Raw genomic sequence first — 24,798 nt, 5'->3', positions numbered from 1 at the left:
GAACTAGTCGAATAAAGCTTTCCAGATTTAACAAATTTGCTTGGCGGCCATAGCGCTGTGGACCCACCTGATTCCATGCCGAACTCAGAAGTGAAACGCAGCTGCGCCGATGGTAGTGTGGGGCTTCCCCATGTGAGAGTAGGTCACCGCCAGGCTTCAAATTCGAAAAAGCCCTTCACGAAAGTGAAGGGCTTTTTTTCGTCTTCAATTTTTTAAGATTTAACGTGCACTCTTGAATTAAGTACGATTGATACGAACAAAAGTTATAAAAAAGGCCGCGCATGCGGCCTTTTTTATATCTGTTCTATAGTTCAGACTGACTGGCAAAGAGATGCCAAAAAGCGTTTAATCGAGGATTCTTCAAGCGACTCTTCTTGCAGCAAAGGCCCAGTTCAAAGGGCGGGATTTCCTCTCCGCTTACACGTTGTACGTGCTGTTTCATAGGGCTGTTTTGAATCACCACATCGGGCGCAATCCCAACACCAAAGCCTAGCGCAACCATACTGACAATCGCTTCATGTCCTGCGATCTGTGCATAGATATTGGGTTGAATATTTTGTTGCTGGAACCAATCATTGGCTCGCTCACGAGCGGTGCCACTTTCCGGCACAATAAACGGCACTTGCTGCCAGTCAATTTGTCCCAACTGTAAGTGCTCACTAAACCCACAGGTACCTGCAGGAATAATCACTGATAGCGGAATCTGGCCAATTTGAGTAAATGCCAATGGTTCTGGTAAATGCGCGGGCTTTGCTGCAATCGCAATATCAGCCTGATCATGTTGTATGACTTCAATGGCTTGCGCTGGATCGCCTGTGCTGAGCTTAATTTCAATCTGTGGATGAAGCTGCCGAAAACTATTTAGTAGCTGAGGTAAATGACTATAACTGGCGGTGACTGAACAGAACAGCGAGAGCTCACCAGTCAGTAAATCCTTACTTTGTTCCAGATTGAGTTTGGCTTGTTGCCATTCCTGAACAATCCGTTGTGCGTGAGGAAGTAACTGCTTACCTGCAGCTGTCAGCAGGACTTTGCGGTTATCACGTAAGAACAGGCTTTGGCCAATATCCGCTTCCAATCGTTGAATAATTCGACTTAACGCGGATGGACTGGTGTGCATCTGCTGCGCGGTTTGTCCGAAGTTTCGGCTATCACATAGATGCAGAAACAGTTGCAGTGTTTTGATATTCATAATTGCGATTAATGCATCTATATCTTGTTTATATTTCACTTTCCGCAATCTTAGCGCTGGATTAGGATGATCGCAATGGGCATACCGCCCGCCTGAACTACATGGAGTAAATCATGGCTAACTATTTCAATACATTGAACTTGCGTCAGCAGTTGGACCAATTGGGTCGTTGTCGTTTTATGGATCGCGGCGAATTTGCGACAGAAGCTGATTACCTAAAAGGTAAAAAAGTGGTGATCGTTGGTTGTGGCGCGCAAGGTTTGAACCAAGGTTTGAACATGCGTGATTCTGGCTTGGATGTGGCCTATGCGCTTCGCCAAGCTGCGATTGATGAGCAGCGTCAATCATTTAAAAACGCCAAAGACAATGGTTTTGAAGTAGGTAGCTACGAAACCTTGATTCCACAAGCAGACCTTGTTGTGAACCTAACACCTGATAAGCAACACACCAATGTCGTTGAAACCGTTATGCCATTGATGAAGCAAGGTGCCGCTTTGGGTTATTCCCATGGCTTCAACATTGTTGAAGAAGGCATGCAGATTCGTAAAGACATCACGGTTGTGATGGTTGCACCTAAGTGTCCAGGTACTGAAGTGCGCGAAGAGTATAAGCGTGGTTTTGGCGTACCAACACTGATTGCAGTTCACCCAGAAAACGATCCAAAAGGTGAAGGTTGGGATATCGCCAAAGCATGGGCGGCTGCAACAGGTGGTCATCGTGCTGGTTGTCTTGAGTCTTCATTTGTTGCAGAAGTAAAATCTGACCTGATGGGCGAACAAACCATTCTATGTGGCATGCTTCAAGCTGGTTCAATTGTTTGCTTTGAGAAGATGGTTGCAGAAGGCATTGATGCTGGTTACGCAGGTAAATTGCTGCAATACGGCTGGGAAACCATTACTGAAGCGCTGAAGTTTGGTGGTATCACTCATATGATGGATCGCCTTTCTAACCCTGCAAAAGTCAAAGCATTTGAACTTTCTGAAGAGTTGAAAGAGTTGATGCGTCCGCTCTATAACAAGCATATGGATGACATCATTGTTGGTGAGTTCTCAAGCACCATGATGGCTGACTGGGCCAATGATGATGTGAACCTACTGAACTGGCGCAAAGAAACTGGCGAAACTGCCTTTGAAAACTATCCTGTGACTGATGCGAAGATCAGCGAGCAAGAGTACTTTGATAACGGTATTTTGATGGTTGCTATGGTTCGCGCAGGGGTTGAGCTTGCATTTGAAGCGATGACTGCATCTGGCATCATTGATGAGTCAGCTTACTATGAATCACTTCACGAGCTTCCATTGATCGCCAACACCATTGCGCGTAAGCGTCTCTATGAAATGAACGTGGTGATCTCTGATACAGCTGAATACGGTAACTACCTATTCGCTAATGTTGCAACACCGCTGCTTCGCGATCAATTTATGCCAAAAGTTGGTACCGATGTGATTGGTAAAGGTTTGGGCAATGCATCAAACCAAGTGGACAACGCAACTTTGATTCACGTGAACGAAGTGATCCGTAATCACCCAGTTGAATATATCGGCGAAGAACTTCGCGGTTATATGACAGACATGAAACGCATCGCTGTTGGTGATTAATCACGCTGCTTTGAATGCAAAAAGCCCCGAACTTTGTTTGGGGCTTTTTCATTTTTACACGCTGATTGAACGGTTTGTTGTTGTTCGTAGTTTGTATCTATTAGCAGCTAGTTAAGATGCTTAGGCTTTATCCACTAATTTACTTTCAAGTTCTGCGAGCTTTTTCTCTAGGTCATTGAGTTTTTGGCGGGTACGTAAGAGCACCTGAGTTTGCACATCAAACTCTTCGCGGTTGACCATATCTAGTTTGCCAAGTTGGTTTTGAATGACCTGGCGCACCTTTTGCTCCACATCTTTACCCAGCTCTTTGACGGGTTGTGGCATCGACTCGTGAATCTGTTTGGCGATTTGTTCCAATTTTTTCGGGTCAAACATGGGCAAATTCCTCATGGTGGGGCACAAGGCCCATGAATTATATTTGTTAAGCATTGTAGGTAATTCATCGCGGAATAAAAAGGGTCGTGGGTGACTCGCTTTGATGTAGATTCGCCTTTGCGATAATCGTCGCGAAGCGCAATCGAATGAGAATATTGATAACAGCAAGAGTGCGATCTTTTGTCGTGATACTCCTAGCTGTCGTGCTGGGTGATATTGCGAGTTGGCTCCAGCTTATCCAAGATGAATTATGCTGAGATGATTTCAATCATCCTTTGACCTCCTTGCATCTAAGCGGACTGACTCAGATCTATGAGTATGGATGGGATGGCTGGGAAATGGACAAATCAGGGCACCGCGTTACAATGCTGCGGTTTTAAATCATCATCCATTAGCGAAAGAAGGCGCGTCAATGCAACTGAATCCAGCCCAAAATGAAGCGGTAAAATATGTCAGTGGTCCCTGTTTGGTGCTGGCTGGTGCAGGCTCAGGTAAAACCCGAGTAATCACCAATAAAATCGCTTATTTGGTGCAGCAGTGTGGCATGTTGCCGCGTCATATTGCAGCGGTCACCTTTACCAATAAAGCCGCGCGCGAGATGAAAGAGCGTGTCGGCCAAACCCTTGGCCGTAAAGAGAGCCGCGGCTTGGTGGTCTCCACCTTTCATACCCTAGGTCTCAACATCATTCGTCGTGAACATAAACTGCTGGGATTAAAGGCCAACTTCTCTCTATTTGACGATCAAGACCAGCTTGCATTGTTAAAAGAGCTGACCGAAAAGCAGCTGCAAGGGGATAAAGACTTACTGAGCCAACTGATTTCACATATCTCCAATTGGAAGAACGATATGTTGACGCCGCAGCAAGCAAAAGCGCAGGCACAAGGCGAGCAAGCTCAACTCTTTGCATTTTTGTATGACGCATATCAGCGTCAGATGAAAGCTTATAACGCTCTGGATTTTGATGATCTTATTTTGATGCCGGTGATTTTGCTGAAAACCAATCAAGAGGTGCGTGAGCGCTGGCAAAATCGAATTCGCTATTTACTTGTGGATGAGTACCAAGACACCAACACCAGCCAATATGAATTGGTGCGTTTACTGGTGGGTGAGCGTGCTCGATTTACCGTGGTTGGTGATGATGACCAGTCGATCTACTCTTGGCGTGGTGCGCGTCCACAAAACTTGGTGTTATTGCAGCAAGATTTCCCTGCGCTGAAAGTGATTAAGCTTGAACAGAACTACCGTTCTACCTCGCGTATTTTGCGCAGCGCCAACATTTTGATTGCTAATAACCCGCACGTGTTTGAGAAAACCCTGTTCTCAGCCTTGCCTGATGGTGAAATGCTTAAAGTGATGCAAACCAAGGATGAGGAAGACGAAGCGGAGCGCGTGGTGGGTGAGATGATTGCGCATCGTTTTATGCGCAAAACCAATTATCGAGACTACGCCATTTTGTATCGTGGTAATCACCAGTCTCGGCTGTTTGAGAAAGCCCTGACGCAAAACCGTATTCCCTACAAGATCACTGGCGGTACTTCGTTTTTCTCGCGCGCTGAAATCAAAGACATCATGGCGTACCTACGGGTGCTGACCAACCATGACGATGACAATGCCTTTTTGCGTATTGTGAATACACCGCGTCGTGAAATTGGTCCGGTGACCTTAGAAAAACTCGGCACCTACGCCAACATGCGACAAAAGAGCTTGTTTGAAGCCAGCTTTGAGCTGGGATTAGAGCAGCACCTATCTGGTCGCGGTTTAGAGTCTTTACGCCGTTTTACGCGCTGGGTGGTGGAATTGGCCGATCAGCTTGAGCGCGGTGATAGTGTTGCCGCTGTGCGTCAGTTGGTACGCGATATCAACTATGAAGATTGGCTTTACGAAACCTCATCAAGCCCTAAGGCTGCTGAGATGCGGATGAAAAACGTCTCAGATCTCTATAGTTGGATCACCGCAGACCTGGAAGGTGATAACTATGACCAAGAGGTGAAAACGCTGAAGGAAGTGGTCCAGCGCCTCACGCTACGCGATATGATGGAACGCGGTGAGGATGAAGATGACAGCGATCAGGTGCAACTGATGACGCTACATGCATCCAAGGGTTTGGAATTCCCCTTTGTCTATTTGGTCGGGATGGAAGAGGGTATTTTGCCGCACCAAACCAGCATTGATGAAGAGAATGTTGAAGAGGAGCGTCGCCTCGCTTATGTGGGGATCACCCGTGCGCAGCGTGAGTTGACCTTTACCCTTTGCCGTGAGCGTCGCCAATATGGTGAATTGATTAAGCCCACACCGAGTCGTTTTTTGGAGGAGCTTCCCCAAGACGATCTCGACTGGCAGCGTAAAAAACCGCAGCAAACTCAAGAAGAGCGCATGGAAAAAGGAAAGGCGCACATTGCCAACCTGCGCGCCATGTTTAAAAAAGACTAAGTATTCGCTTTAAATTTAGGGAAGGGCCGCCAATAGGTGGTCCACCGCCTCTACAATCAAAGCATCATCACAATTGTTGCAGCCGCCCTTGGCTGGCATTGCATTAAAGCCGCCAATGGCATGTTGGTAGAGTGTCTCTTTTCCCTTGGCGAGTCGAGGGGCCCAGGCGGCTTGATCGCCAATCATAGGGGCGCCCGCAATGCCCGCCTGATGACAAGCACCACAAAACTGTTCATAGACTTCTAGTCCTGTGGTGGGAATCACCTCAGGTGCGGCGGTCACTAATTCCACTTCACCCGCGACATAAATTTGGCCGATGGGGCGAATTCGTTCAATTAGATCGGCATCTTGCGCGGTTTGTGTTTGCGCCGAGGGCACCATACACAAACCTGTGATCGCCAAAAGCGCTTGTATCAAAAATCTGTTTGATGTGTGAGTCTTTCCGTATCTCTTTGTCATAGTCACTTGTACTTCCCTGTGATCCTCAGTAGGCTTACTGTGTTCTCTGCTGGAACCCTTCTTTGAGTATATTCACTCGGCGGGGATTTGCTCATTTCGCTGATTTTTTCTGCGAGGTGATGAAAAACGCAGCAAGCGAAAGGTTTTTGCAAAAAAAATCGAAAAAAAGACTAGACGCGGGGGGGCGATATCCGTAATATCCCCATCCGCCGACAGGGCAAAGCGCCCGTAGCTCAGTTGGATAGAGCGTTGGCCTCCGGAGCCAAAGGTCGAAGGTTCGAATCCTTTCGGGCGCGCCAAAACTCCGGTAGAAAAATTATGGTGGCTATAGCTCAGTTGGTAGAGCCCTGGATTGTGATTCCAGTTGTCGCGAGTTCGAGTCTCGTTAGCCACCCCATTTCGGTGAATAGCGCAGTTTGGTAGCGCATCTGGTTTGGGACCAGAGGGTCGGGGGTTCGAATCCCTCTTCACCGACCAAATTCAGAAAAAGCCCGCTCTTTGAGCGGGCTTTTTTGCATTCTAACAAACGTTCATTTCATCTCTTTTTTCCTTTCATCTCACACAAGCTTTTCTTGGCTCATGATTCATCAACCAATTCATGTTTTGATGACACTTATCTTGGATTGTGATGAGTCATGCTGATGCGTTATTGGATTCCCCTGATTTTTGTTTTCACTGGATTGCTTGGTTGTAGTGAACCGCAGCCGCGTTTAAACCCTTTATTGGCGGGTGATACCGTGTTGGCTTTTGGCGATAGTTTAACTGCCGGTGTGGGCGCATCAGCTGAGCAAAGCTATCCCGCTGTGTTGGCGCGCAATACTGGGCTCAATGTGGTGGCGGCCGGCGTCTCTGGTGAAACCACCGCGCAGGGGCTCGCACGTTTTGCGCAAAATTTTGAGCAAGCGCAGCCACAATTGGTGATTTTATTGATGGGTGGTAATGATATTTTGCGACAACAATCTGCGGCGCAGACCGAGCAAAATCTAGCGGCGATGATTGAATACGCACAGGCGCAGTTGGTGCCAGTGGTGCTCATTGGGGTACCTGAGAAGAAATTGATGTCGAAAACCGCGCCGCTCTATGATGCACTCGCTGAGCGATATGATCTGGTTTATGCACCGAGCATGCTAGGGGATCTGCTTTATCAGCGTGAATATAAATCGGACATGATTCACCTGAATGCGGATGGCTATGCTGAGTTTGCCAACCAGATTGAAGCGCTGCTTCGAGCACATGGCGCACTAAACTAAGGCTGTTACTGACGCCGCAGAATAAAGCAAAGCCCGCAATTGCGGGCTTTGTTGTTTTTAGTGTTGAACTTTCGCTTTCACTCAAGATTACAAATCAAAGCGTGCGGCAAATTCATCAGCGCAGGCGTGGTGACCGCGCTGATTTAAAAAGTGAAGAAATTGCGGCACGCTGTGGGTGATCACTTGCTGAGTCTCCACATTGAGCTCAGACAATAGCGTTTGCGTTGGCGCAAATTGACCAATGTCGGTACAAAAATGCGCATCTGTGCCTGTGGTCAGGAGGCCGCCTTGGCGAATCACTTCTTCCGCGATCGCGCGGCAGCGGCTTTGGCTGCCGACGCGGCTAATGCCTTTTAATGAACTGTTATTGATCTCAATCGCCACGTGATGCGCTTTGGCGCAGCTCACCACTTCCGCAAAATCGAAATCAAAATTGGGGTTCCCTAAATGCCCCAGTGCATCGACGCGGCCTGACTCAATGACACGAAGTAGTGCTTCGGTATGTTCCTTGGCTGACTGTGGGCGAAACACCGGCTCATGAAAGCTGGCGATTACCCAATCTAAGTGCGGATCGACCTCGAGCGGTATATCGATGTCGCCTTGCACATTAAGTAGATTGGCCTCAACCCCGCGAAGCACCCCAACCCCATGCAGTTTGCGCGGAATCACCCGTTGGTTAATGAAGAACCAATAATAGGGCGCGCCAGGCATGGATCCTGCGTGATCTGTGGTGCAAAAGAGTTGTAGACCTTGCTCGGTTGCTGCCTGTGCATTTTCAAGCAAGGTGCTGTAAGCATGGCCACTGGCATAGGTGTGGGTATGGGTATCGACAACCAACTGCATTCTGACTGTCCTTATTCAATGGAAGTGAAAGCGCGCGTGACGAGCAAAACGCGGTAAGATAACAGCGTATGGTTTATAAAAGATGATTCAGATAGATAAGACCATACGTCAATCTGTTCTATTTCTATACTTTAACTCAATTTGAGACGCATTTTTAGGGGGAAGAATGAGCGATCTTATAACCACTGCAGTGACCGCATTTATGGGGTTCTTTGCGGTGATGAATCCCATCGCCAATACCGCAGTTTTCGTGGGTTTGACCGGTAGTCTAGCGGCTGCCACTCAGCGCAAGGTGGCATTTCAGGCCATTTTGAGTGCGTTTCTTATCATTGCGGTCTTTAGCTTGATTGGTAAGGGCTTGTTTCATCTCTTTGGTATTACCTTACCTGCGCTGCGTTTAGCGGGTGGTGTGCTGGTGGCGCTGATCGGTTATCACATGTTGCAAGGTGGTAGTTCGCAGTTGCATCAAGCCAACGAGCAAGAGAGCGACGCCAGTCATTTGGCGATTTCACCTCTAGCGATTCCAATTTTGGCCGGCCCCGGCACCATTGCCACAGCGATGAACTTCTCTGCGGCTGGCGGTGTGGGTCATATCATTACCACCTTGATTGCCTTTGCGGTGCTTTGCGTGATCACGCTTCTTTGCTTTTTATCAGGTAAACGTTTGATGGCGATTCTGGGGCCGGATTTGGTCTCGGTGATCTCTCGTTTAATGGGATTAATTTTGACTGTGATCGGCACTCAGATGTTCTTGCAAGGGGTCCATGATGCTTACTTGCTATTTGATTGGGCACCGCTCAACGCACATTCACAGCTATAAATATTCAAGTGACGTGATAAAAAAATGAGCGACTGAGTCGCTCATTTTTTATTTCGATGAAAGGCGCTAACTTTATTGCTTACGGGCAATCTTTATTGTCTCAACACAACCCTAAAGGCTTAAGCCGCAGCAATACCCTGAGCTCCAAGCCCATTGGAAGTTATAACCGCCGAGCCAGCCGGTGACATCCATTACCTCGCCAACAAAGTACAGACCCGGTACGGTTTTACTTTCCATGGTTTTAGAAGACAAACCATCGGTATCCACGCCGCCCAGAGTGACTTCCGCGGTGCGATAGCCCTCTGTACCATTGGGGCTGACTTGCCATTGATGAATCTGCGCTTTGAGTGCATCCCAGTCGGCATGCTGCATCTGCTTTAAGCTGAATTCGCGCCATGCGTGTGCTGAGACGAGAGCTTCGATTAAACGTTTTGGCAGGCAGCGAGAGAGGGCGTTTTTGACGCTTAGGTTGCCATGTTTTTCTGCCATTGCTTTGAGTGCAGTTTCAATATCACCCTGTGGATAGAGGTCAACGCTAATGGCTTGGCCGGCTTGCCAGTAAGAGGAAACTTGTAAAATCGCAGGACCAGATAGGCCGCGATGGGTAAATAGCAGGTTCTCTTCAAAGCTTGGTCCCTGCGCAGGTGTAATGCGACTGTGCACCGCAATGCCTGACAGTGCTGCGAGCTGCTCTTTATCATGATCATGTAGGGTAAAGGGCACAAGACCTGCGCGTGTTGGGCAAAGCGCCATACCAAATTGTTCGGCAATACGATAACCCAGAGGCGTCGCGCCCAGTTTGGGCATGGATAAACCACCCGTGGCGATCACCAGTTGTTCACAGTGATAGTCACCATTGCTGGTGGTTACGACAAACCCTTGCTCAGGATGTTTAGTAATGCTGAGAATTTCGGTGCGCAGCTGAATTTGCGCGCCAGCCCACTCACACTCGGTGAGCAGCAGATTGACGATATCCTTGGCGCTATCCAAGCAAAACAGTTGGCCATGATCACGGGTTTCGTAATCGATGCCATGGCGCTCAACCAATTCAATAAAATCACGGTTAGAAAAACGCGCCAGCGCACTTTTGGTGAAATGAGGATTAGCACAGAGATAGTTGTGCGCGCTCACATCATGGTTGGTGAAGTTGCAACGACCGCCGCCACTGATCAGCACTTTGCGTCCGGCTTGTTTAGCGTTATCCAGCACTAGGACTTGTTTGCCGCGATAACCTGCGGTTGCTGCGCACATCAAGCCTGCCGCGCCGGCACCAATGATGATCACTTGTTGCTGTTGCATTGTTTTACTCCCCATGAATCGGCTGCGCATTCTACGCAGCTTTGGCCAAAAGTGCGACAGTTTCAGGGTTGACTGTATCGAATCTGTTGTTGCATCCGCAGTTGCTTAGAGAATCATAAAAATCGTCACCTTAACGATTTTTTGATATGCATTTTTTTTCGCCACTATATAATCGCGCCGCTTTTTTTCGAGGAGTATAAAGCGATGCGTAAATCATTGGTTGCCGCTGCATTGGCAACAACGCTACTGACTGGCTGTATGGGCCAAATGGGTCTAAGCCAGCTAGTGACCAAAGCAAACTTGAGTGTGGTGGATAACCGCTATGCACGTGCAGGTTTGTTTATGTTGTTGTCACCTGTCTACAGTGCTGCTGCGACAGTCGATCTTTTCCTGTTTAACACCATTGAGTTTTGGACTGGTAAAAACATCATCACAGGTAAATCACCTGCGGTTGTGGATCAGCCTGTTGGCGCCATTTTCAAAGTAAACTCAAAAGTGGACAGCGATTTAACCCGCCCACCATTGGCAAAAATCGATGCACCACAGGTGAAATCAGCCCAATGGCTATCAGTGGAAGATAACGCCATTAGCATGCAAGTCACCTATGAAGATGGGGTGACGCAAAAAGTTCACGGCGTACGTGTGGGTGAGATGATGCATCTTTACATCGATGATGTATTGATGGGTGAAATCAGCCAAGCTGAGCTTCAAGCCTATGCAGCGGAGCGAATGATCTAATGTGCCACTGGCATGTTTGATTAGAATGAATACAAAAAATCCGCTGTGATAGCGGATTTTTTTATGCCCAGAGAATGGGGAGATGTACGCGCAATTTAGGCACTTTGACTTAAGGTGCTTTGACGCTGTTGTCATTAGGCATTTGCAGGTACTTGCGGCGAATATCGATTAAACCAAAAGTACCAAACAGTAGTACATTGAGCTTATCCCAAGCGGTCATCTGCTGTTTCATCGCTTTCACTGCGCTGGCTGCTAGCGCCACTTGAAGTAGATGCAAGACTAGTACGAGAAAGCCCATACCCGTAAGAATGGCACTGGCTAGCCCCTCAAGTGGAACAAACCAGTTATAACTCCACAATCCCCAAACCGCCAACATACCCAGCTTGGCTAGCCAATTAAAGAACGTCGTCATTTTTCTGCTCGCATTGATAAAGTCGATAATGGACTTGGCCTGCCGTTTTATCGCGATGACAGTGCCAATGTGCCGGAAGTGTGAGGGCTAAATCGCGTTCGGTTTCGATATAGATCCAGCTCCCCTCATGAAGCCAACCCGATTGTTGCAACAAAGCCAAGGCATCAGCCAGTAGATTTTGGTGAAAAGGTGGGTCAAGAAACACCAGATCATAAGGTTTTGCGGGTTGCTGCAAAAATTGCAGCGCATCAGTGTGGTGCACGCGTCCTTGTTCACACTTCAAACTAGCGAGGTTTTGTTTGAGTTGGTTAGCCGCGAGCGACTCCTTCTCAACAAAGTCCACTTCACTGGCATAGCGAGACAGCGCTTCAAATCCCAAACCACCGCTACCGGCAAAGAGATCCAAACAACGGGCGCCGCGCACTTTCTGCATCAACCAGTTAAATAGCGTCTCTTTGACTCGGTCTGTGGTGGGACGCAACCCTTGTGCATCATGCACTGGTAGCTTACGGCCACGCCACTGTCCGGCGATAATTCGAATCTGCCCAGTGGGTTTTTGTGATGCAGCGCGAGGCGCACTGCGAGAAATATGTCGAGGACGTGGCGCCATAGAATTTTTTGCCCGTAGAGAAAGTGATACCATAAACCAATTGTGCGTCATTATTGTATCAACCAAAGGTTAGGGTTTGCCAATGGCAGAAAAGAAGAAACGCGGGTTATTTTCTTGGTTCGGCTTCGGAAAGAAAGAGCAGGAAGAAACAGCAAGCACTGAACAAGCAGTGAATGAGGTAGAAAATGATGCCTCATCTGTGACCGATGACGTCACGTCAAGTATTGAATCTCAAGCTCCTGAGGCGCTATCTCCTGAAATTCTTTCTCCAGAAGTGACTGCGGCGCAAGAGGTTGAGACTGCGCAAGATGTGATTGCAGAGCAAGACCACGCGGCTGATACCCATGCTGAACTCAAAGCGGAAGACAATGTTGATGTGAATGCTGAGCTTGCGCAGCCCGAAGCGCAAGCTGTCGTTGAGTCTGATGCTGTTGCTGCGGAAGTTGAAATCGAAGGTAAAGCTGAAGAGCAAGCCGAAAACCAAGCAGAAACTGAACACGACGTAAAAGCTGAGGCTGACGTAGTACCAGAGACTCATGATGCGGTCATTGACCATGCGGCTGCGCAAGTTGAAGCACAAGCGCCTGAAGCTGCTGAGCCTGAAGTGATTGCTGAAGTGACGATGACTGAATCAGTTGAAGTGGTCGCGAGCGAAGATGTTGCGGAACAAGCTGAGGTTGAAAGCTGCGAAGCGCAGGCGCTTGAGTCTGAGCCGCTTGAAGACACGCCAGTCATCCTTGAAGAAATTGAACCGGCCGCGGAGGTCGCTGAATCAAGTACTGACGTTACAACAGAAGCAGTAGTCGAAGAGACGCAGGAAGTCGAAGAAGCTGTTACTGCAGAGGAAGAGGTTGCTGTAGTAGAAACTGAGGCTGTAAACGCAACTGTTGCCGCTGAAGAGAGCGTTGAAGTTGCTTCTGTTGTCGAAGAAGCGCCAGCTGAAAAGAAAGCGGGTTTCTTTGCTCGTCTTCGTCGTGGTTTGAGTAAAACACGCAGCAATATTGGCTCGGGTTTCTTTAGCCTATTTAAAGGCAAGCAGATTGATGACGATCTCTATGAAGAGCTAGAAGAGCAGCTACTCATTGCCGATGTGGGCATGGATACCACACAAAAAATCATCAATACCCTGACGGATAAAGCCAGTCGTGGTCAGCTCAAAAACGCAGAAGCACTGTATGGCCTGCTGAAAGATGAAATGGCCGGCATGCTCAATCGCGTGGATGCGCCACTGCAAATCGAAGCACACAAGCCTTATGTCATTTTGATGGTTGGCGTCAATGGCGTGGGTAAAACCACCACCATTGGTAAGCTGGCGAAGAAATTCCAAAGTGAAGGTAAATCAGTGATGTTGGCCGCTGGTGATACCTTCCGCGCAGCGGCGGTTGAGCAGTTGCAAGTTTGGGGTGAGCGTAACGACGTTCCTGTGGTTGCACAGCATACTGGTGCTGATAGCGCCTCCGTGATTTTCGATGCGATTCAAGCTGCAAAAGCACGCAACATTGATGTGGTGATTGCAGATACCGCAGGCCGCTTGCAAAACAAATCGAATTTGATGGAAGAGCTGCGCAAAATCGTTAGAGTAATGAAGAAATTAGATGACAGTGCGCCGCATGAAATTATGCTGACCATTGATGCTAGCACGGGTCAAAATGCGATTAGCCAAACCAAGCTATTTAGCGAAGTGGCGCCTGTGACTGGCATTACCTTGACCAAATTGGACGGTACTGCCAAAGGTGGGGTGATTTTTGCGCTCGCAGATCAGTTTGCAATTCCAATTCGCTTTATCGGCATTGGTGAAGGTATTGATGATTTGCGCCCATTTGATGCCAACGATTTTATCGAGGCACTATTTAGTCGCGAGGAGTAGCGAGTGATTGAGTTTCAACAGGTCAGCAAGGCTTATCGCGGCGGTCGCCAAGCGCTGCAAAAGGTGGATTTTCATCTGCCGCCGAAGGACATTGCTTTTTTAACCGGACACTCAGGTGCAGGGAAAAGTACCCTGTTGAAACTTATTTGCGCCATTGAACGCCCGTCCGATGGCGCGATTCGCTTTAATGGCCACGACATTACACGGATTCCCAATAAGCACATTCCTTTTTTACGTCGTCGTATCGGCGTGATTTTCCAAGATCATAAATTGCTGCTTAATCGCACGGTTTATGAAAACGTGGCGATGCCATTGCGCGTTGAGGGTATGCCAGAGCATGAAACCAATAAACGAGTGATGGCCGCGCTGGATAAGGTGGGTTTATTGGATAAAACCAAATGCTTGCCGATGCAGCTTTCCGGTGGTGAGCAGCAGCGTGTGGGGATTGCCCGTGCGATTGTCAATCGCCCCATGTTATTACTTGCGGACGAACCGACCGGTAACTTGGATGCGGCGTTGTCGCGACAAATTATGTCTTTGTTTGAAGAGTTTAATGCAGCTGGCGTGACTGTGTTAATTGCCACCCATGATCAAACCTTGATCGGGCAACATCAGCACCGCCATTTTGATCTGCAACAAGGCCACTTACGTGAGGTGACTCATGGCGCGTTCTAAGCGTACCGCCAAAGCAAAAGCGCCAGCGCGCGTTGGCTTTTTTGCGCAGCATCAAATTCATGCCAAGCAAGCTTTTGATGATATTCGCCAACGTCCGCTGGGTAGCCTACTGACGATTTTAGTGTTGGCGCTGGCGCTAACTTTGCCGACCACTTTCTATTTGGTGGCTAAGAATATCTCCTCGGTGGCTTCTGGCTGGAAACATCCCACGCAGCTCAGTGCTTATTTGCTGAAAAACGCCATGCCTGAGCGCATTGAAAATCTGCAGCAAGAGCTATCGATGTGGCCGGAGATTGAAAGCATCGATTACGTGTCACCTGATGAGGGCTTACGTCAGTTTCGCGATTACGTTGGTTTTGAAGAGTCGGTGACCTTGCTACAAGAGAACCCGCTGCCAGGTGTATTTATCATTTTGCCAAAACCAGAGTGGCAGCAAAATGGCAAGGCGCAAGCCTTAGCAGCAAAGCTTGGCGAGCAGGTGCTGGTGGATGAGGTACGCCTCGATAGTGATTGGCTACAGCGACTTACCGCGATTAAGTCTTTGGCCGAGCGCTTGGTGATTGTCTTTGTGGTGATCATGCTTGCTGCGGTGTTCTTGGTGATTGGTAACACCCTGCGTTTGCAAGTGCTTAGCCATAAAGAAGAAATTCAAGTGATGAAGCTGGTGGGGGCCACAGATAGCTTTATTTTGCGGCCTTATCTTTATACCGGTGTATGGTTCGGTTTGCTTTCAGCCGCTACTGCTTGGGTCTTTACCGCCATTGCAATTATTTTGCTCGATGGCGCGGTGGCGCATTTGGCATCGCTCTATGATGGCAACTTTTCGCTAATCGGACTGAACCTAGATGAGACCGGACTACTCTTAATGGTGGCCACCATTATGGGGTGGCTAGCGGCGAAGATGGCATCTAATCGTCATCTGCGTGAAATTGAGCCGGTATAAAATTGCAGCGATAGATTGAACTTTGCTTCAGTTTGCGTTCATAATGACAGGCTAGATTTTGATCATCGACCGAATGTCCTTTGAGGAGAATCAATGAGCACTGAGATGTATTCGATGGCTTTAGTTCCAAAAGATAGTATTGATAGCTATCTACAGAAGGTGAGCAAGTTTGACATGCTCACGGCTGAGCAGGAGCGCGAGCTGGCTGAACGTCTCCATTACCATGGTGACATCGAGGCAGCAAAACAGCTGATCCTCTCACACCTGCGTTTTGTTGTGCATATTGCTCGTGGCTATTCAGGCTATGGCCTGCCACTCAATGACTTGGTACAAGAGGGCAACATCGGCCTGATGAAGGCGGTGAAACGTTTTAACCCTGAAGTAGGGGTGCGTTTGGTCTCTTTTGCCGTGCACTGGATCAAAGCTGAAATTCATGAATATGTTTTGCGTAACTGGCGTATCGTCAAAGTGGCGACGACCAAAGCGCAGCGTAAATTGTTCTTCAATCTACGTAAAAATAAACAACGCCTTGGCTGGTTTAGCGATGCTGAAGTCAATATGGTTGCCAGCGAGCTAGGTGTTGATGTGAAAGATGTGCGTGAGATGGAAGCACGTCTATCGGCGCAAGATGCTGGCTTTGATATGCCAGTGGAAGATGACAGCGGTGATATGATCGCCGCGCCCGTGCTTTATCTTGAAGATAAAAGCTCCGATCTTGCAGCCAATATTGAAGCGGATAACTGGGAAAACCACGCCACGGATAAACTCTCTCGTGCCTTGTCATCACTGGATGAGCGTAGCCAACATATTATTCGCGCCCGTTGGTTGGATGATCCAAAAGCCACTTTGCAAGATTTGGCGGATCACTACCAAGTATCAGCAGAGCGTATTCGTCAGCTTGAGAAAAACGCATTGAAAAAGCTAAAACTGGCTGTAGGTGATGAAATCTAACCCTGCCTATTTTAGATTTAAGGTGTGAAAAGAAAGCCAGCATTGATGCTGGCTTTTTTATTGCTTGTTATCTGGGTGTTTAATCGAGACGCTCAATCAGCGTAGCGATGCCCTGACCCAGACCAATACACATAGTGGCAATGCCCATGGCACCATCTTTAAGCTCAAGGTTTTGTACTAGGTTGGTCAGAATACGGGCACCGGAGCAACCCAGTGGATGACCCAGCGCAATGGCGCCGCCTTGAAGATTCACCTTATCATCGATCTGGTCAGCCAATCCAAGCTCACGAACGCAGGGAATGGCTTGCGCGGCAAAGGCTTCATTGAGCTCAATCACATCAATATCTCGCATTTTGAGATGCATTTTTTTCAGTAACTGCTGAGTGGCAGGGACTGGACCATAACCCATAATGGCTGGATCGCAGCCGGTGACTGTCATTGCACGAACGGCTGCGCGAATGGGCAGTCCCATACTTTCAGCAAAGGGGCGGCTGGCCAGCATTAAGGTTGCCGCGCCATCGGACAGGGCTGAGGCATTACCAGCGGTCACCGTGCCATTGGCAGGATCAAATACAGGTTTAAGGGCGCTGAGCTGTTCTAAGGTCGCATCGGCACGAATTACCTCATCATCATGAACTTGATAGAGATTGCCGTCCGCATCATGTCCTTCGCGTGGGGCGATCACTTCGGCAAACTCGCCGCGCTGCTGCGCAGCATGGGCAAGTTGATGTGAGCGCAGGGCAAAGGCGTCTTGCTCTTGGCGTGTAATGCCATGAATTCTCGCCAGCATTTCGGCGGTAAGTCCCATCTGCAGCGAGGCCTGTGACAGGTGGCGACTGAGCTGAGGGTGAAAATCGATACCATCAGTCATGGCAACATGCCCCATATGTTCAACGCCACCGGCCAGGCAGCACTGCGCATCACCCACCATAATAGCGCGACTGGCATCATGTACCGCTTGCATCGCCGAGCCACAAAGCCTGTTGACGGTGACGGCAGGGACAGTATTGGCGATACCGGCAAGTAGCGCCGCATTGCGCGCGATATTGAAACCTTGCTCACGCGTTTGCTGGACGCAGCCCCAGTAAATATCGCTTAATGCGTTATCACTAAGTTCAGGGTGGCGAGCCATCATGGCGCGCATGAGATCAGCTGCGAGTGATTCTGCACGTACATGTCGAAAAGCGCCTTCTTTTGAGCGGCCCATGGGCGTACGAAGACAATCAACAATCACCACTTCATGCATAAGCCACCTCCTGTGTCAGGGGATAGAAACCTGTTTGTTGAGCGGCCATCTCATGCAGTTTTTGTGGTGCTTGATAGAGTGGCGAGATCGCTTCAAGCGGTGCGATTTGCTCGAGATAATGGGCAATACCAATGCTGTCGAGATAGCGACAGGGGCCGCCGCGAAATGGTGGAAACCCTAAGCCGTAGACCAGCGCCATATCTGCTGCTTCTGGACTGTCGATGATCCCTTCAGCTAAGCAGCGCACCACTTCGTTGAGTAGTGGGGCCATCATGCGCAGCATCACCTGCTGGGTGGAGAGCTGATCTTGAGGTGCGCCGAACCATTGCTGGAATTGCGGATTGATCTGCTGTTGCCTGCGCCCGCGCTTATCCAGATGATAGCGATAGAAGCCTTGTTCATTCTTCTGGCCCCAGCACTGAGCCTGATGCAGTTGGCTAATGAAGTTGTTTTCGCGTCCTTGCATACGCTCTGGGTATCCCGCAGCCATCACTTGCATAGCATGGTGGGCGGTATCTAAACCAATCACATCAAGTAATAAACCTGGTCCCATGGGCCAGCCGAAGCTTTGGCTCATCATGCGATCAATTTTTTCCAAAGGCTCTCCCTGTGCGAGCAGGAGATCAAAGGCAAGGAAGTAGGGGAAGAGCACGCGATTGACGAAAAATCCGGGACAGTCACCGACCACAATGGCGGTTTTCTTCATCTTTTGCGCTAGCGCCACGACTTGCGCGATTGCTTTATCACTGGTTTGTCGGCCGCGAATCACCTCCACTAATGGCATGCGATGGACAGGGTTAAAAAAGTGCATGCCGCAGAAATTTTCAGGTCGTTGTAAGGATTGAGCAAGTTGGTCAATAGCGATGGTCGAGGTGTTGGAGGCTAAAATCGTGTGCGCATCTACTTGTTGTTCAAGTTGGCTCAGCACCTTTGCTTTGACCTCTGCATTTTCCACCACAGCTTCAATCACCAGTTGGCGATCGGCCAGTGGTTGTTCGCTGAGGGTGGGTTGAATGCGGGTGAGGGTATCACTGAGCTGCTGCGCATTAATTCGGCCACGTTGACTTAGTTGGGTGAGTCGTTTGCTGGCTTCATTCATACCATGGTCAAGCGCAGGCTGCGCGATATCTTTCATCACCACATGACTGCCAGTTAGTGCCGCTTGGTAACTAATGCCACCGCCCATAATGCCAGCACCTAGAACACCAACACGCTCAGGCGCTTCTGTTTTACCATATTGCTTGGCTTGCTGTTTGATCACCTGATCAGCGAGGAATAGACCAACCAAAGCGCGAGTACTGTCGCTGTCGACCAAATGCGCAAAGATTTGGGTTTCAATGGCCAGCGCCTCATCGGCATTGCAAGGAGCGCCTTGAATCAAGCTTTGAATTGCAGCCATAGGCGCAGGATAGTGACCACCAGATTGTTGTAGCGTAATGGATTTTGCGCATTGCTCTGAAAGTGTGAGTTCCACTTGGCTTAGTGGCAGTGGTGCTGCTTTTTCTGTGCGACGTTGCTGCCAGTCGAGATCGAGTGTCATTGCGCTATGGGCAAGTTTGCAGGCGCTGGAAAATAATTGCTCTGGCGCCACGATGGCATCAATCAAACCTTGCTCCAGCGCTTGTGTTGCTCGCAGTGTTTTACCCTGGGTGATGAGTGCCATGGCACTATCAAGGCCAATCACCCGTGGTAGCCGTACCGTGCCGCCGAAGCCGGGAATAATCCCCAGTTTGGTTTCAGGTAAACCAATATTAGCGCGCGGTGTGGCAATGCGAAAATCACAGGCAAGCGCTAGTTCGCAGCCGCCACCAAGGGCATGACCATCGATAGCCACAATGGTGGGAAAGGGCAGGGCGGATAGGTTGTTAAACACGTGATTGGCACGATTAAGCCACAGCTTGAGATGCTCGCTAGGACCGGAAAATAGATTAAGAAACTCATGAATATTCGCGCCGACGATAAAACTGGGTTTATCGCTGGTCAGAATGAGCGCTTTGAGGTGAGGCTGGGCTTGTAGGTAATCAACTGCCTGCTCTAGATAACCTAGGGTATCTAGACTGAGGACATTGACATGACTGGGTGCGCAAAAGCAAAGCTCAGCAATGGCATCCTCATGCTCCCTGACAACAATGGTTTCGGAAATGTAGCCCATCGCTTTCTCCTTCCCTGACATTGGCTTAGCTTGTTAAGAAAGTGTGAGTCGCATTTGTGATTATTGCAATGTAAGGGCGGAATAATTGCGCTAGCGCAGTAAGGATGGGAGAATTCGAAACTTAGCGCACTTTTGCCGCTAATTAGCATTAAATCAACCAATCATGAGGATGAAATGGCCGAACAAGCCTATCCCATTCCAACCGCACTTTGTGTGGTTGAGGAAGAGATTAAAAAGAGTCGTTTCATTACTTACTTGGCGCATACGCCCGGGATTGATGCTGCGCGCGCATTTATTGCTGAAATCAAAGCAAAACACCACGATGCTCGTCATAATTGTTGGGCTTTTGTTGCAGGAAAGCCAACGGACTCGATGCAATGGGGCTGTAGTGACGATGGTGAGCCATCGGGCACCGCAGGGAAACCCATGCTGGGTCAGTTGAGTGGCAGCGGTGTCGGCGAGGTTAGTGCGGTGGTCACACGATATTATGGCGGTATTCGTTTGGGTACAGGTGGCCTGGTGAAAGCCTACGGTGGTGGCGTGCAGGCAGCACTTGCTGCGCTGCAAACTGAATTAAAAAAACCGCTGATTCAAGTCGCCTGTGATTGCCAATATTCACAATTGAGCCTAGTGGAAAAGTGGGCGCAAGCTTACCAAGCAGAGACTGTAGTTGCTGATTACGGTGAACAGATTCATTTTGAATGGCTGGTGGATGTGCGTGATTTCGATACCTTTGCTAGCTGTTTATTTGACCAAAGCCATGGCTGTATCAAGCTCAAGAAAATAACCCCTAATTAACGTCAAAAGGAAAAAAGAAACGACCATGCAAATACGCTCCATTATTCGTATTGTTGGCCTGTTATTGGCGTTATTTAGCCTGACTATGCTGGTACCCGCGTTGGTGGCATTTATCTATCGCGATGGTGCGGGCGTTCCCTTTGTGACGACCTTTGTTGTGCTACTGATCCTCGGTGGCATGCTGTGGTTTCCCAATCGCTATCACAAACGAGAACTGAAAGCGCGTGAGGGCTTTCTGATTGTCGTGTTGTTTTGGACGGTGCTGGGCAGCGCAGGTTCACTGCCTTTTTTGTTGTCACCGAATCCTGATATCTCAGTCACCGATGCTTTTTTTGAATCCTTCTCCGGTTTAACCACCACAGGTGCCACGGTGTTGACCGATCTTGAAAGCCTCCCCAAAGCGATTTTGTTTTATCGACAAGTGCTGCAATGGTATGGCGGGATGGGGATCATTGTACTGGCGGTCGCCATTTTGCCTGTCTTGGGCATTGGTGGCATGCAGCTCTATCGCGCTGAAATTCCAGGCCCAGTCAAAGACAGTAAGATGACGCCGCGTATCGCTGAGACAGCCAAGGTGTTGTGGTATATCTATTTAACCTTGACGATCCTGTGTGCACTGGCCTTTTGGTTTGCAGGGATGTCGGCCTTTGATGCGATTTGCCATAGCTTTTCCACAGTGGCGATTGGTGGTTTCTCTACCTATGACGCATCCATGGGGCACTTTAATAGCCCCACAATCAATATGATTACCGTGGTATTCCTGTTGATCTCAGCCTGTAACTTCGCACTGCATTTTGCGGCATTTTCTACCCGAGGATTAAATCTACATTTTTACTGGCGTGATCCTGAGTTTCGCACCTTTATGGGGTTCCAGCTATTACTCCTGTTGGTGACTTTTGGTTTACTGGCTTATCACCAAGGTTATGACACTTGGACTGAAGCCTTTGATCAAGCGCTGTTTCAAACCGTGTCGATTTCAACCACCGCGGGCTTTACCACCACAGGTTTTTCCGAATGGCCGCTCTTTTTGCCAGTGCTTTTGATGTTCTCTGCTTTTATTGGTGGTTGCGCGGGATCAACGGGCGGCGGTATGAAGGTGATTCGTATTTTGCTCTTAATGTTGCAAGGGCAGCGTGAGTTAAAACGTCTGATTCACCCAAGAGCGGTTTATACCATCAAGATTGCCAATCGCGCCTTGCCACAACGAGTAGTTGATGCGGTATGGGGATTTTTTGCGGCTTATGCCTTGGTCTTTGTGGTCTGTATGCTAGGCTTGATCGCCACGGGTATTGATGAGCTCACTGCTTTTTCTGCGGTGGCGGCAACGCTCAATAACCTTGGACCAGGTTTGGGTGAAGTGGCCGTGCACTTTGGTGAGGTCAATGCTGGTGCCAAATGGGTGCTGATTATTGCCATGCTCTTTGGCCGTTTGGAAATATTTACCTTGTTGGTATTACTGACACCAACTTTCTGGAGAAATTAACGTGAGCGAGCGTAATCTACTGCTGTACTCCAGCACCGATGGCCACACCGTGAAAATCATGCACTATATAGAAGAGACATTGGCAGAGCCTTGCGAGATTATGAATGTGCATGAACGAGGAGCAATGGATTTCAGTGGCTATAAAAGAGTCATCATTGGCGCGTCGATTCGTTATGGGCATTTAAGCAAAGCCTTCTATCAATTCGTTGCGCAAAACCAAACGGCGCTTGCGCAAGCCAATGCCGCTTTCTTTTGCGTGAATCTCACTGCGCGAAAGGCAAATCGTAATACGCCAGAGACTAGTCCCTATGTGCGCACCTTTTTAAAGCGTTCGCCATGGCAACCCGCTTATATGGGGGTCTTTGCCGGTGCTTTAGATTATCCGAGTTATCGTTGGTTCGATCGCATGATGATTCAGCTGATTATGAAGATTACTGGTGGTGAAACCGATACAAGTAAAAGCTTGGTCTACACCGATTGGCAAAAAGTGGCTGAATTTGCCCGAAGTTGTCCGTTAAACATTCAAAAATGACCACCTTTGAGTAAATAATCGCCGAACAACGAAAAAAAGTGATTTTTTTCACAAAAAGGGTTGTCAAAGAAAATCGTCGCCCTATAATGCGACCCCACTGACACGGCGGACGCAAACAAAGCACGAAGCCAGAGCCAGTAAGGCTTGAAGCTGGAAAAGAAAATTCAAAAAAGTGTTTGACACTGACTTTCTTCTCAGTAGAATGGCCGCCTCGCTTGAGAGTGACTTGAGTCACTAAAAAGCGAAGTCAACAAGATGTTTTTGATTTCGAGAATGACTCGAAAATAAATTGAAAATTTCTTCTTGACTTCAAGTTAGGAAAGCGTAAGATACGCCTCCCTGACAAAGCAGCGAAGCTGCTGAGTCAACGCTCTTTAACAATGTAACCAATCAATCTGTGTGGGCACTCGTTATTGATAGTCGAAAGATTTAAATCAATGAACTGAGTGACCAAACAAATCGAAAGATTTGGCACAGTCAATTCACATTACGATAGTAATGTAATCAGTATTCATTGAGTCGGTCGAAAGACCAAAAAAACTTTTAATTGAAGAGTTTGATCATGGCTCAGATTGAACGCTGGCGGCAGGCCTAACACATGCAAGTCGAGCGGCAGCGACATAAACAATCCTTCGGGTGTGTTTATGGGCGGCGAGCGGCGGACGGGTGAGTAATGCCTAGGAAGTTGCCCAGTAGAGGGGGATAACCATTGGAAACGATGGCTAATACCGCATAATCTCTTTGGAGCAAAGCAGGGGACCTTCGGGCCTTGTGCTACTGGATACGCCTAGGTGGGATTAGCTAGTTGGTGAGGTAAAGGCTCACCAAGGCGACGATCCCTAGCTGGTCTGAGAGGATGATCAGCCACACTGGAACTGAGACACGGTCCAGACTCCTACGGGAGGCAGCAGTGGGGAATATTGCACAATGGGCGCAAGCCTGATGCAGCCATGCCGCGTGTGTGAAGAAGGCCTTCGGGTTGTAAAGCACTTTCAGCAGTGAGGAAGGTGGTAAGATTAATACTCTTATCATTTGACGTTAGCTGCAGAAGAAGCACCGGCTAACTCCGTGCCAGCAGCCGCGGTAATACGGAGGGTGCGAGCGTTAATCGGAATTACTGGGCGTAAAGCGCATGCAGGCGGATGATTAAGCCAGATGTGAAAGCCCCGGGCTTAACCTGGGAATAGCATTTGGAACTGGTCATCTAGAGTCTTGTAGAGGGGGGTAGAATTTCAGGTGTAGCGGTGAAATGCGTAGAGATCTGAAGGAATACCGGTGGCGAAGGCGGCCCCCTGGACAAAGACTGACGCTCAGATGCGAAAGCGTGGGTAGCAAACAGGATTAGATACCCTGGTAGTCCACGCCGTAAACGATGTCTACTTGGAGGTTGTTCCCTTGAGGAGTGGCTTTCGGAGCTAACGCGTTAAGTAGACCGCCTGGGGAGTACGGTCGCAAGATTAAAACTCAAATGAATTGACGGGGGCCCGCACAAGCGGTGGAGCATGTGGTTTAATTCGATGCAACGCGAAGAACCTTACCTACTCTTGACATCCATAGAACTTAGCAGAGATGCTTTGGTGCCTTCGGGAACTATGAGACAGGTGCTGCATGGCTGTCGTCAGCTCGTGTTGTGAAATGTTGGGTTAAGTCCCGCAACGAGCGCAACCCTTATCCTTGTTTGCCAGCACGTAATGGTGGGAACTCCAGGGAGACTGCCGGTGATAAACCGGAGGAAGGTGGGGACGACGTCAAGTCATCATGGCCCTTACGAGTAGGGCTACACACGTGCTACAATGGCGTATACAGAGGGCGGCGAACCAGCGATGGTAAGCGAATCCCAAAAAGTACGTCGTAGTCCGGATTGGAGTCTGCAACTCGACTCCATGAAGTCGGAATCGCTAGTAATCGTGGATCAGAATGCCACGGTGAATACGTTCCCGGGCCTTGTACACACCGCCCGTCACACCATGGGAGTGGGCTGCAAAAGAAGTGGGTAGTTTAACCTTCGGGAGGACGCTCACCACTTTGTGGTTCATGACTGGGGTGAAGTCGTAACAAGGTAGCCCTAGGGGAACCTGGGGCTGGATCACCTCCTTACCTAAAGACTACTGACAAGTGTCCACA

General features: G+C 48.9%; 21 protein-coding genes, 3 tRNA genes and 2 rRNA genes. 17 read left to right on the top strand and 9 right to left on the bottom strand.

Annotated features, from left to right (window positions below; genetic code table 11):
- The first annotated feature begins 39 nt into the window (after positions 1 to 39).
- A 5S ribosomal RNA gene (rrf, locus tag L9P36_RS13410) occupies positions 40 to 155 on the top strand.
- Between the two features lie 149 nt (positions 156 to 304).
- Here the strand turns inward: rrf and ilvY are convergent.
- Entirely contained in the window at positions 305 to 1,192 is an 888-nt protein-coding gene (gene ilvY, locus L9P36_RS13405) for an HTH-type transcriptional activator IlvY (protein ID WP_237467938.1), read from the bottom strand.
- 113 nt (positions 1,193 to 1,305) lie between these two features.
- On the opposite strand from ilvY, the gene ilvC reads away from it, so the two are divergent.
- Entirely contained in the window at positions 1,306 to 2,790 is a 1,485-nt protein-coding gene (gene ilvC, locus L9P36_RS13400) for a ketol-acid reductoisomerase (protein ID WP_237467786.1), read from the top strand.
- Positions 2,791 to 2,910: 120 nt separating this feature from the next.
- Here ilvC and ubiK read toward each other — a convergent pair whose 3' ends face one another.
- Positions 2,911 to 3,165, bottom strand: a complete 255-nt coding sequence (gene ubiK / locus L9P36_RS13395) for a ubiquinone biosynthesis accessory factor UbiK (protein WP_237467785.1) — start codon at positions 3,163 to 3,165, stop codon at positions 2,911 to 2,913.
- A gap of 412 nt (positions 3,166 to 3,577) precedes the next feature.
- Here ubiK and rep point away from each other — a divergent pair, with 412 nt between their 5' ends.
- Complete coding sequence (gene rep, locus L9P36_RS13390; RefSeq protein ID WP_237467784.1) at positions 3,578 to 5,596, top strand: DNA helicase Rep; 2,019 nt, start codon at positions 3,578 to 3,580, stop codon at positions 5,594 to 5,596.
- Between the two features lie 15 nt (positions 5,597 to 5,611).
- Here the strand turns inward: rep and L9P36_RS13385 are convergent, their stop codons facing one another.
- A complete protein-coding gene (locus tag L9P36_RS13385) occupies positions 5,612 to 6,055 on the bottom strand; it encodes a c-type cytochrome (RefSeq protein WP_237467783.1) in 444 nt (147 codons plus the stop codon).
- A gap of 222 nt (positions 6,056 to 6,277) precedes the next feature.
- Between L9P36_RS13385 and L9P36_RS13380 the strand changes: the two genes are divergently transcribed.
- The 4 genes from L9P36_RS13380 (at position 6,278) to L9P36_RS13365 (ending at position 7,305) form a co-directional block, all read left to right on the top strand.
- Positions 6,278 to 6,354: transfer RNA gene (locus tag L9P36_RS13380), tRNA-Arg, on the top strand.
- Between the two features lie 22 nt (positions 6,355 to 6,376).
- A tRNA-His gene (locus tag L9P36_RS13375) sits at positions 6,377 to 6,452 on the top strand.
- Positions 6,453 to 6,455: 3 nt separating this feature from the next.
- A tRNA-Pro gene (locus L9P36_RS13370) sits at positions 6,456 to 6,532 on the top strand.
- A gap of 164 nt (positions 6,533 to 6,696) precedes the next feature.
- A complete protein-coding gene (locus tag L9P36_RS13365) occupies positions 6,697 to 7,305 on the top strand; it encodes a GDSL-type esterase/lipase family protein (protein ID WP_237467782.1) in 609 nt (202 codons plus the stop codon).
- A gap of 87 nt (positions 7,306 to 7,392) precedes the next feature.
- Here the strand turns inward: L9P36_RS13365 and L9P36_RS13360 are convergent, their stop codons facing one another.
- On the bottom strand, positions 7,393 to 8,148 hold the full coding sequence (locus L9P36_RS13360) for a phosphatase (protein WP_237467781.1): 756 nt from the start codon (positions 8,146 to 8,148) through the stop codon (positions 7,393 to 7,395).
- A 166-nt stretch (positions 8,149 to 8,314) separates the two neighbouring features.
- On the opposite strand from L9P36_RS13360, the gene L9P36_RS13355 reads away from it, so the two are divergent.
- Positions 8,315 to 8,968: a MarC family protein gene (locus L9P36_RS13355; protein ID WP_237467780.1), complete on the top strand. Its 654-nt coding sequence runs from the start codon at positions 8,315 to 8,317 to the stop codon at positions 8,966 to 8,968.
- A 111-nt stretch (positions 8,969 to 9,079) separates the two neighbouring features.
- Here L9P36_RS13355 and L9P36_RS13350 read toward each other — a convergent pair whose 3' ends face one another.
- Complete coding sequence (locus L9P36_RS13350) at positions 9,080 to 10,267, bottom strand: BaiN/RdsA family NAD(P)/FAD-dependent oxidoreductase (RefSeq protein WP_237467779.1); 1,188 nt, start codon at positions 10,265 to 10,267, stop codon at positions 9,080 to 9,082.
- Between the two features lie 204 nt (positions 10,268 to 10,471).
- On the opposite strand from L9P36_RS13350, the gene L9P36_RS13345 reads away from it, so the two are divergent.
- Positions 10,472 to 11,005 carry a DUF3332 family protein gene (locus L9P36_RS13345; protein ID WP_237467778.1) on the top strand — a complete coding sequence of 178 codons (534 nt, stop codon included), beginning with the start codon at positions 10,472 to 10,474 and terminating at the stop codon, positions 11,003 to 11,005.
- A 109-nt stretch (positions 11,006 to 11,114) separates the two neighbouring features.
- Here the strand turns inward: L9P36_RS13345 and L9P36_RS13340 are convergent, their stop codons facing one another.
- A complete protein-coding gene (locus L9P36_RS13340) occupies positions 11,115 to 11,417 on the bottom strand; it encodes a DUF1145 domain-containing protein (protein ID WP_237467777.1) in 303 nt (100 codons plus the stop codon).
- Positions 11,401 to 12,027, bottom strand: coding sequence for a 16S rRNA (guanine(966)-N(2))-methyltransferase RsmD (gene rsmD, locus L9P36_RS13335; RefSeq protein ID WP_237467776.1), 627 nt, complete (start codon positions 12,025 to 12,027; stop codon positions 11,401 to 11,403). The genes L9P36_RS13340 and rsmD overlap by 17 nt, the downstream gene beginning before the upstream one ends.
- 622 nt (positions 12,028 to 12,649) lie before the next feature.
- Here rsmD and ftsY point away from each other — a divergent pair.
- From ftsY to rpoH, 4 genes are all read left to right on the top strand, one after another.
- Complete coding sequence (gene ftsY / locus L9P36_RS13330; protein WP_237467937.1) at positions 12,650 to 13,894, top strand: signal recognition particle-docking protein FtsY; 1,245 nt, start codon at positions 12,650 to 12,652, stop codon at positions 13,892 to 13,894.
- 3 nt (positions 13,895 to 13,897) lie between these two features.
- A complete protein-coding gene (ftsE, locus tag L9P36_RS13325) occupies positions 13,898 to 14,569 on the top strand; it encodes a cell division ATP-binding protein FtsE (protein WP_237467775.1) in 672 nt (223 codons plus the stop codon).
- Entirely contained in the window at positions 14,556 to 15,512 is a 957-nt protein-coding gene (gene ftsX, locus L9P36_RS13320; protein ID WP_237467774.1) for a permease-like cell division protein FtsX, read from the top strand. The genes ftsE and ftsX overlap by 14 nt, the downstream gene beginning before the upstream one ends.
- A gap of 93 nt (positions 15,513 to 15,605) precedes the next feature.
- Positions 15,606 to 16,463: an RNA polymerase sigma factor RpoH gene (gene rpoH / locus L9P36_RS13315; RefSeq protein ID WP_237467773.1), complete on the top strand. Its 858-nt coding sequence runs from the start codon at positions 15,606 to 15,608 to the stop codon at positions 16,461 to 16,463.
- Between the two features lie 79 nt (positions 16,464 to 16,542).
- Here rpoH and fadA read toward each other — a convergent pair whose 3' ends face one another.
- Together fadA and fadB are read right to left on the bottom strand one after the other, a co-directional pair.
- Positions 16,543 to 17,709 (bottom strand): acetyl-CoA C-acyltransferase FadA, encoded by a 1,167-nt coding sequence (gene fadA, locus L9P36_RS13310; RefSeq protein ID WP_237467772.1) that lies wholly within the window; start codon positions 17,707 to 17,709, stop codon positions 16,543 to 16,545.
- Positions 17,702 to 19,861 (bottom strand): fatty acid oxidation complex subunit alpha FadB, encoded by a 2,160-nt coding sequence (gene fadB, locus L9P36_RS13305; protein ID WP_237467771.1) that lies wholly within the window; start codon positions 19,859 to 19,861, stop codon positions 17,702 to 17,704. The genes fadA and fadB overlap by 8 nt, the downstream gene beginning before the upstream one ends.
- A 174-nt stretch (positions 19,862 to 20,035) precedes the next feature.
- Here fadB and L9P36_RS13300 point away from each other — a divergent pair, with 174 nt between their 5' ends.
- The 4 genes from L9P36_RS13300 to L9P36_RS13285 all read left to right on the top strand — a co-directional run bounded on the left by L9P36_RS13300 (position 20,036) and on the right by L9P36_RS13285 (position 24,771).
- Positions 20,036 to 20,659 carry a YigZ family protein gene (locus L9P36_RS13300; RefSeq protein ID WP_237467770.1) on the top strand — a complete coding sequence of 208 codons (624 nt, stop codon included), beginning with the start codon at positions 20,036 to 20,038 and terminating at the stop codon, positions 20,657 to 20,659.
- Between the two features lie 25 nt (positions 20,660 to 20,684).
- Positions 20,685 to 22,142, top strand: coding sequence for a TrkH family potassium uptake protein (locus L9P36_RS13295; protein WP_237467769.1), 1,458 nt, complete (start codon positions 20,685 to 20,687; stop codon positions 22,140 to 22,142).
- A 1-nt stretch (position 22,143) separates the two neighbouring features.
- A complete protein-coding gene (hemG, locus tag L9P36_RS13290) occupies positions 22,144 to 22,674 on the top strand; it encodes a menaquinone-dependent protoporphyrinogen IX dehydrogenase (protein ID WP_290368701.1) in 531 nt (176 codons plus the stop codon).
- 544 nt (positions 22,675 to 23,218) lie between these two features.
- Positions 23,219 to 24,771, top strand: a 16S ribosomal RNA gene (locus tag L9P36_RS13285).
- The last annotated feature ends 27 nt before the right edge of the window (positions 24,772 to 24,798 follow it).

Origin of the sequence: Vibrio stylophorae, from assembly GCF_921293875.1 — a bacterium.
Taxonomy (GTDB): Bacteria; Pseudomonadota; Gammaproteobacteria; order Enterobacterales; family Vibrionaceae; genus Vibrio_A; species Vibrio_A stylophorae.
The sequence above is the reverse complement of the archived record's forward strand: the minus strand, read 5'-3'. Positions and strand labels throughout refer to the sequence as shown.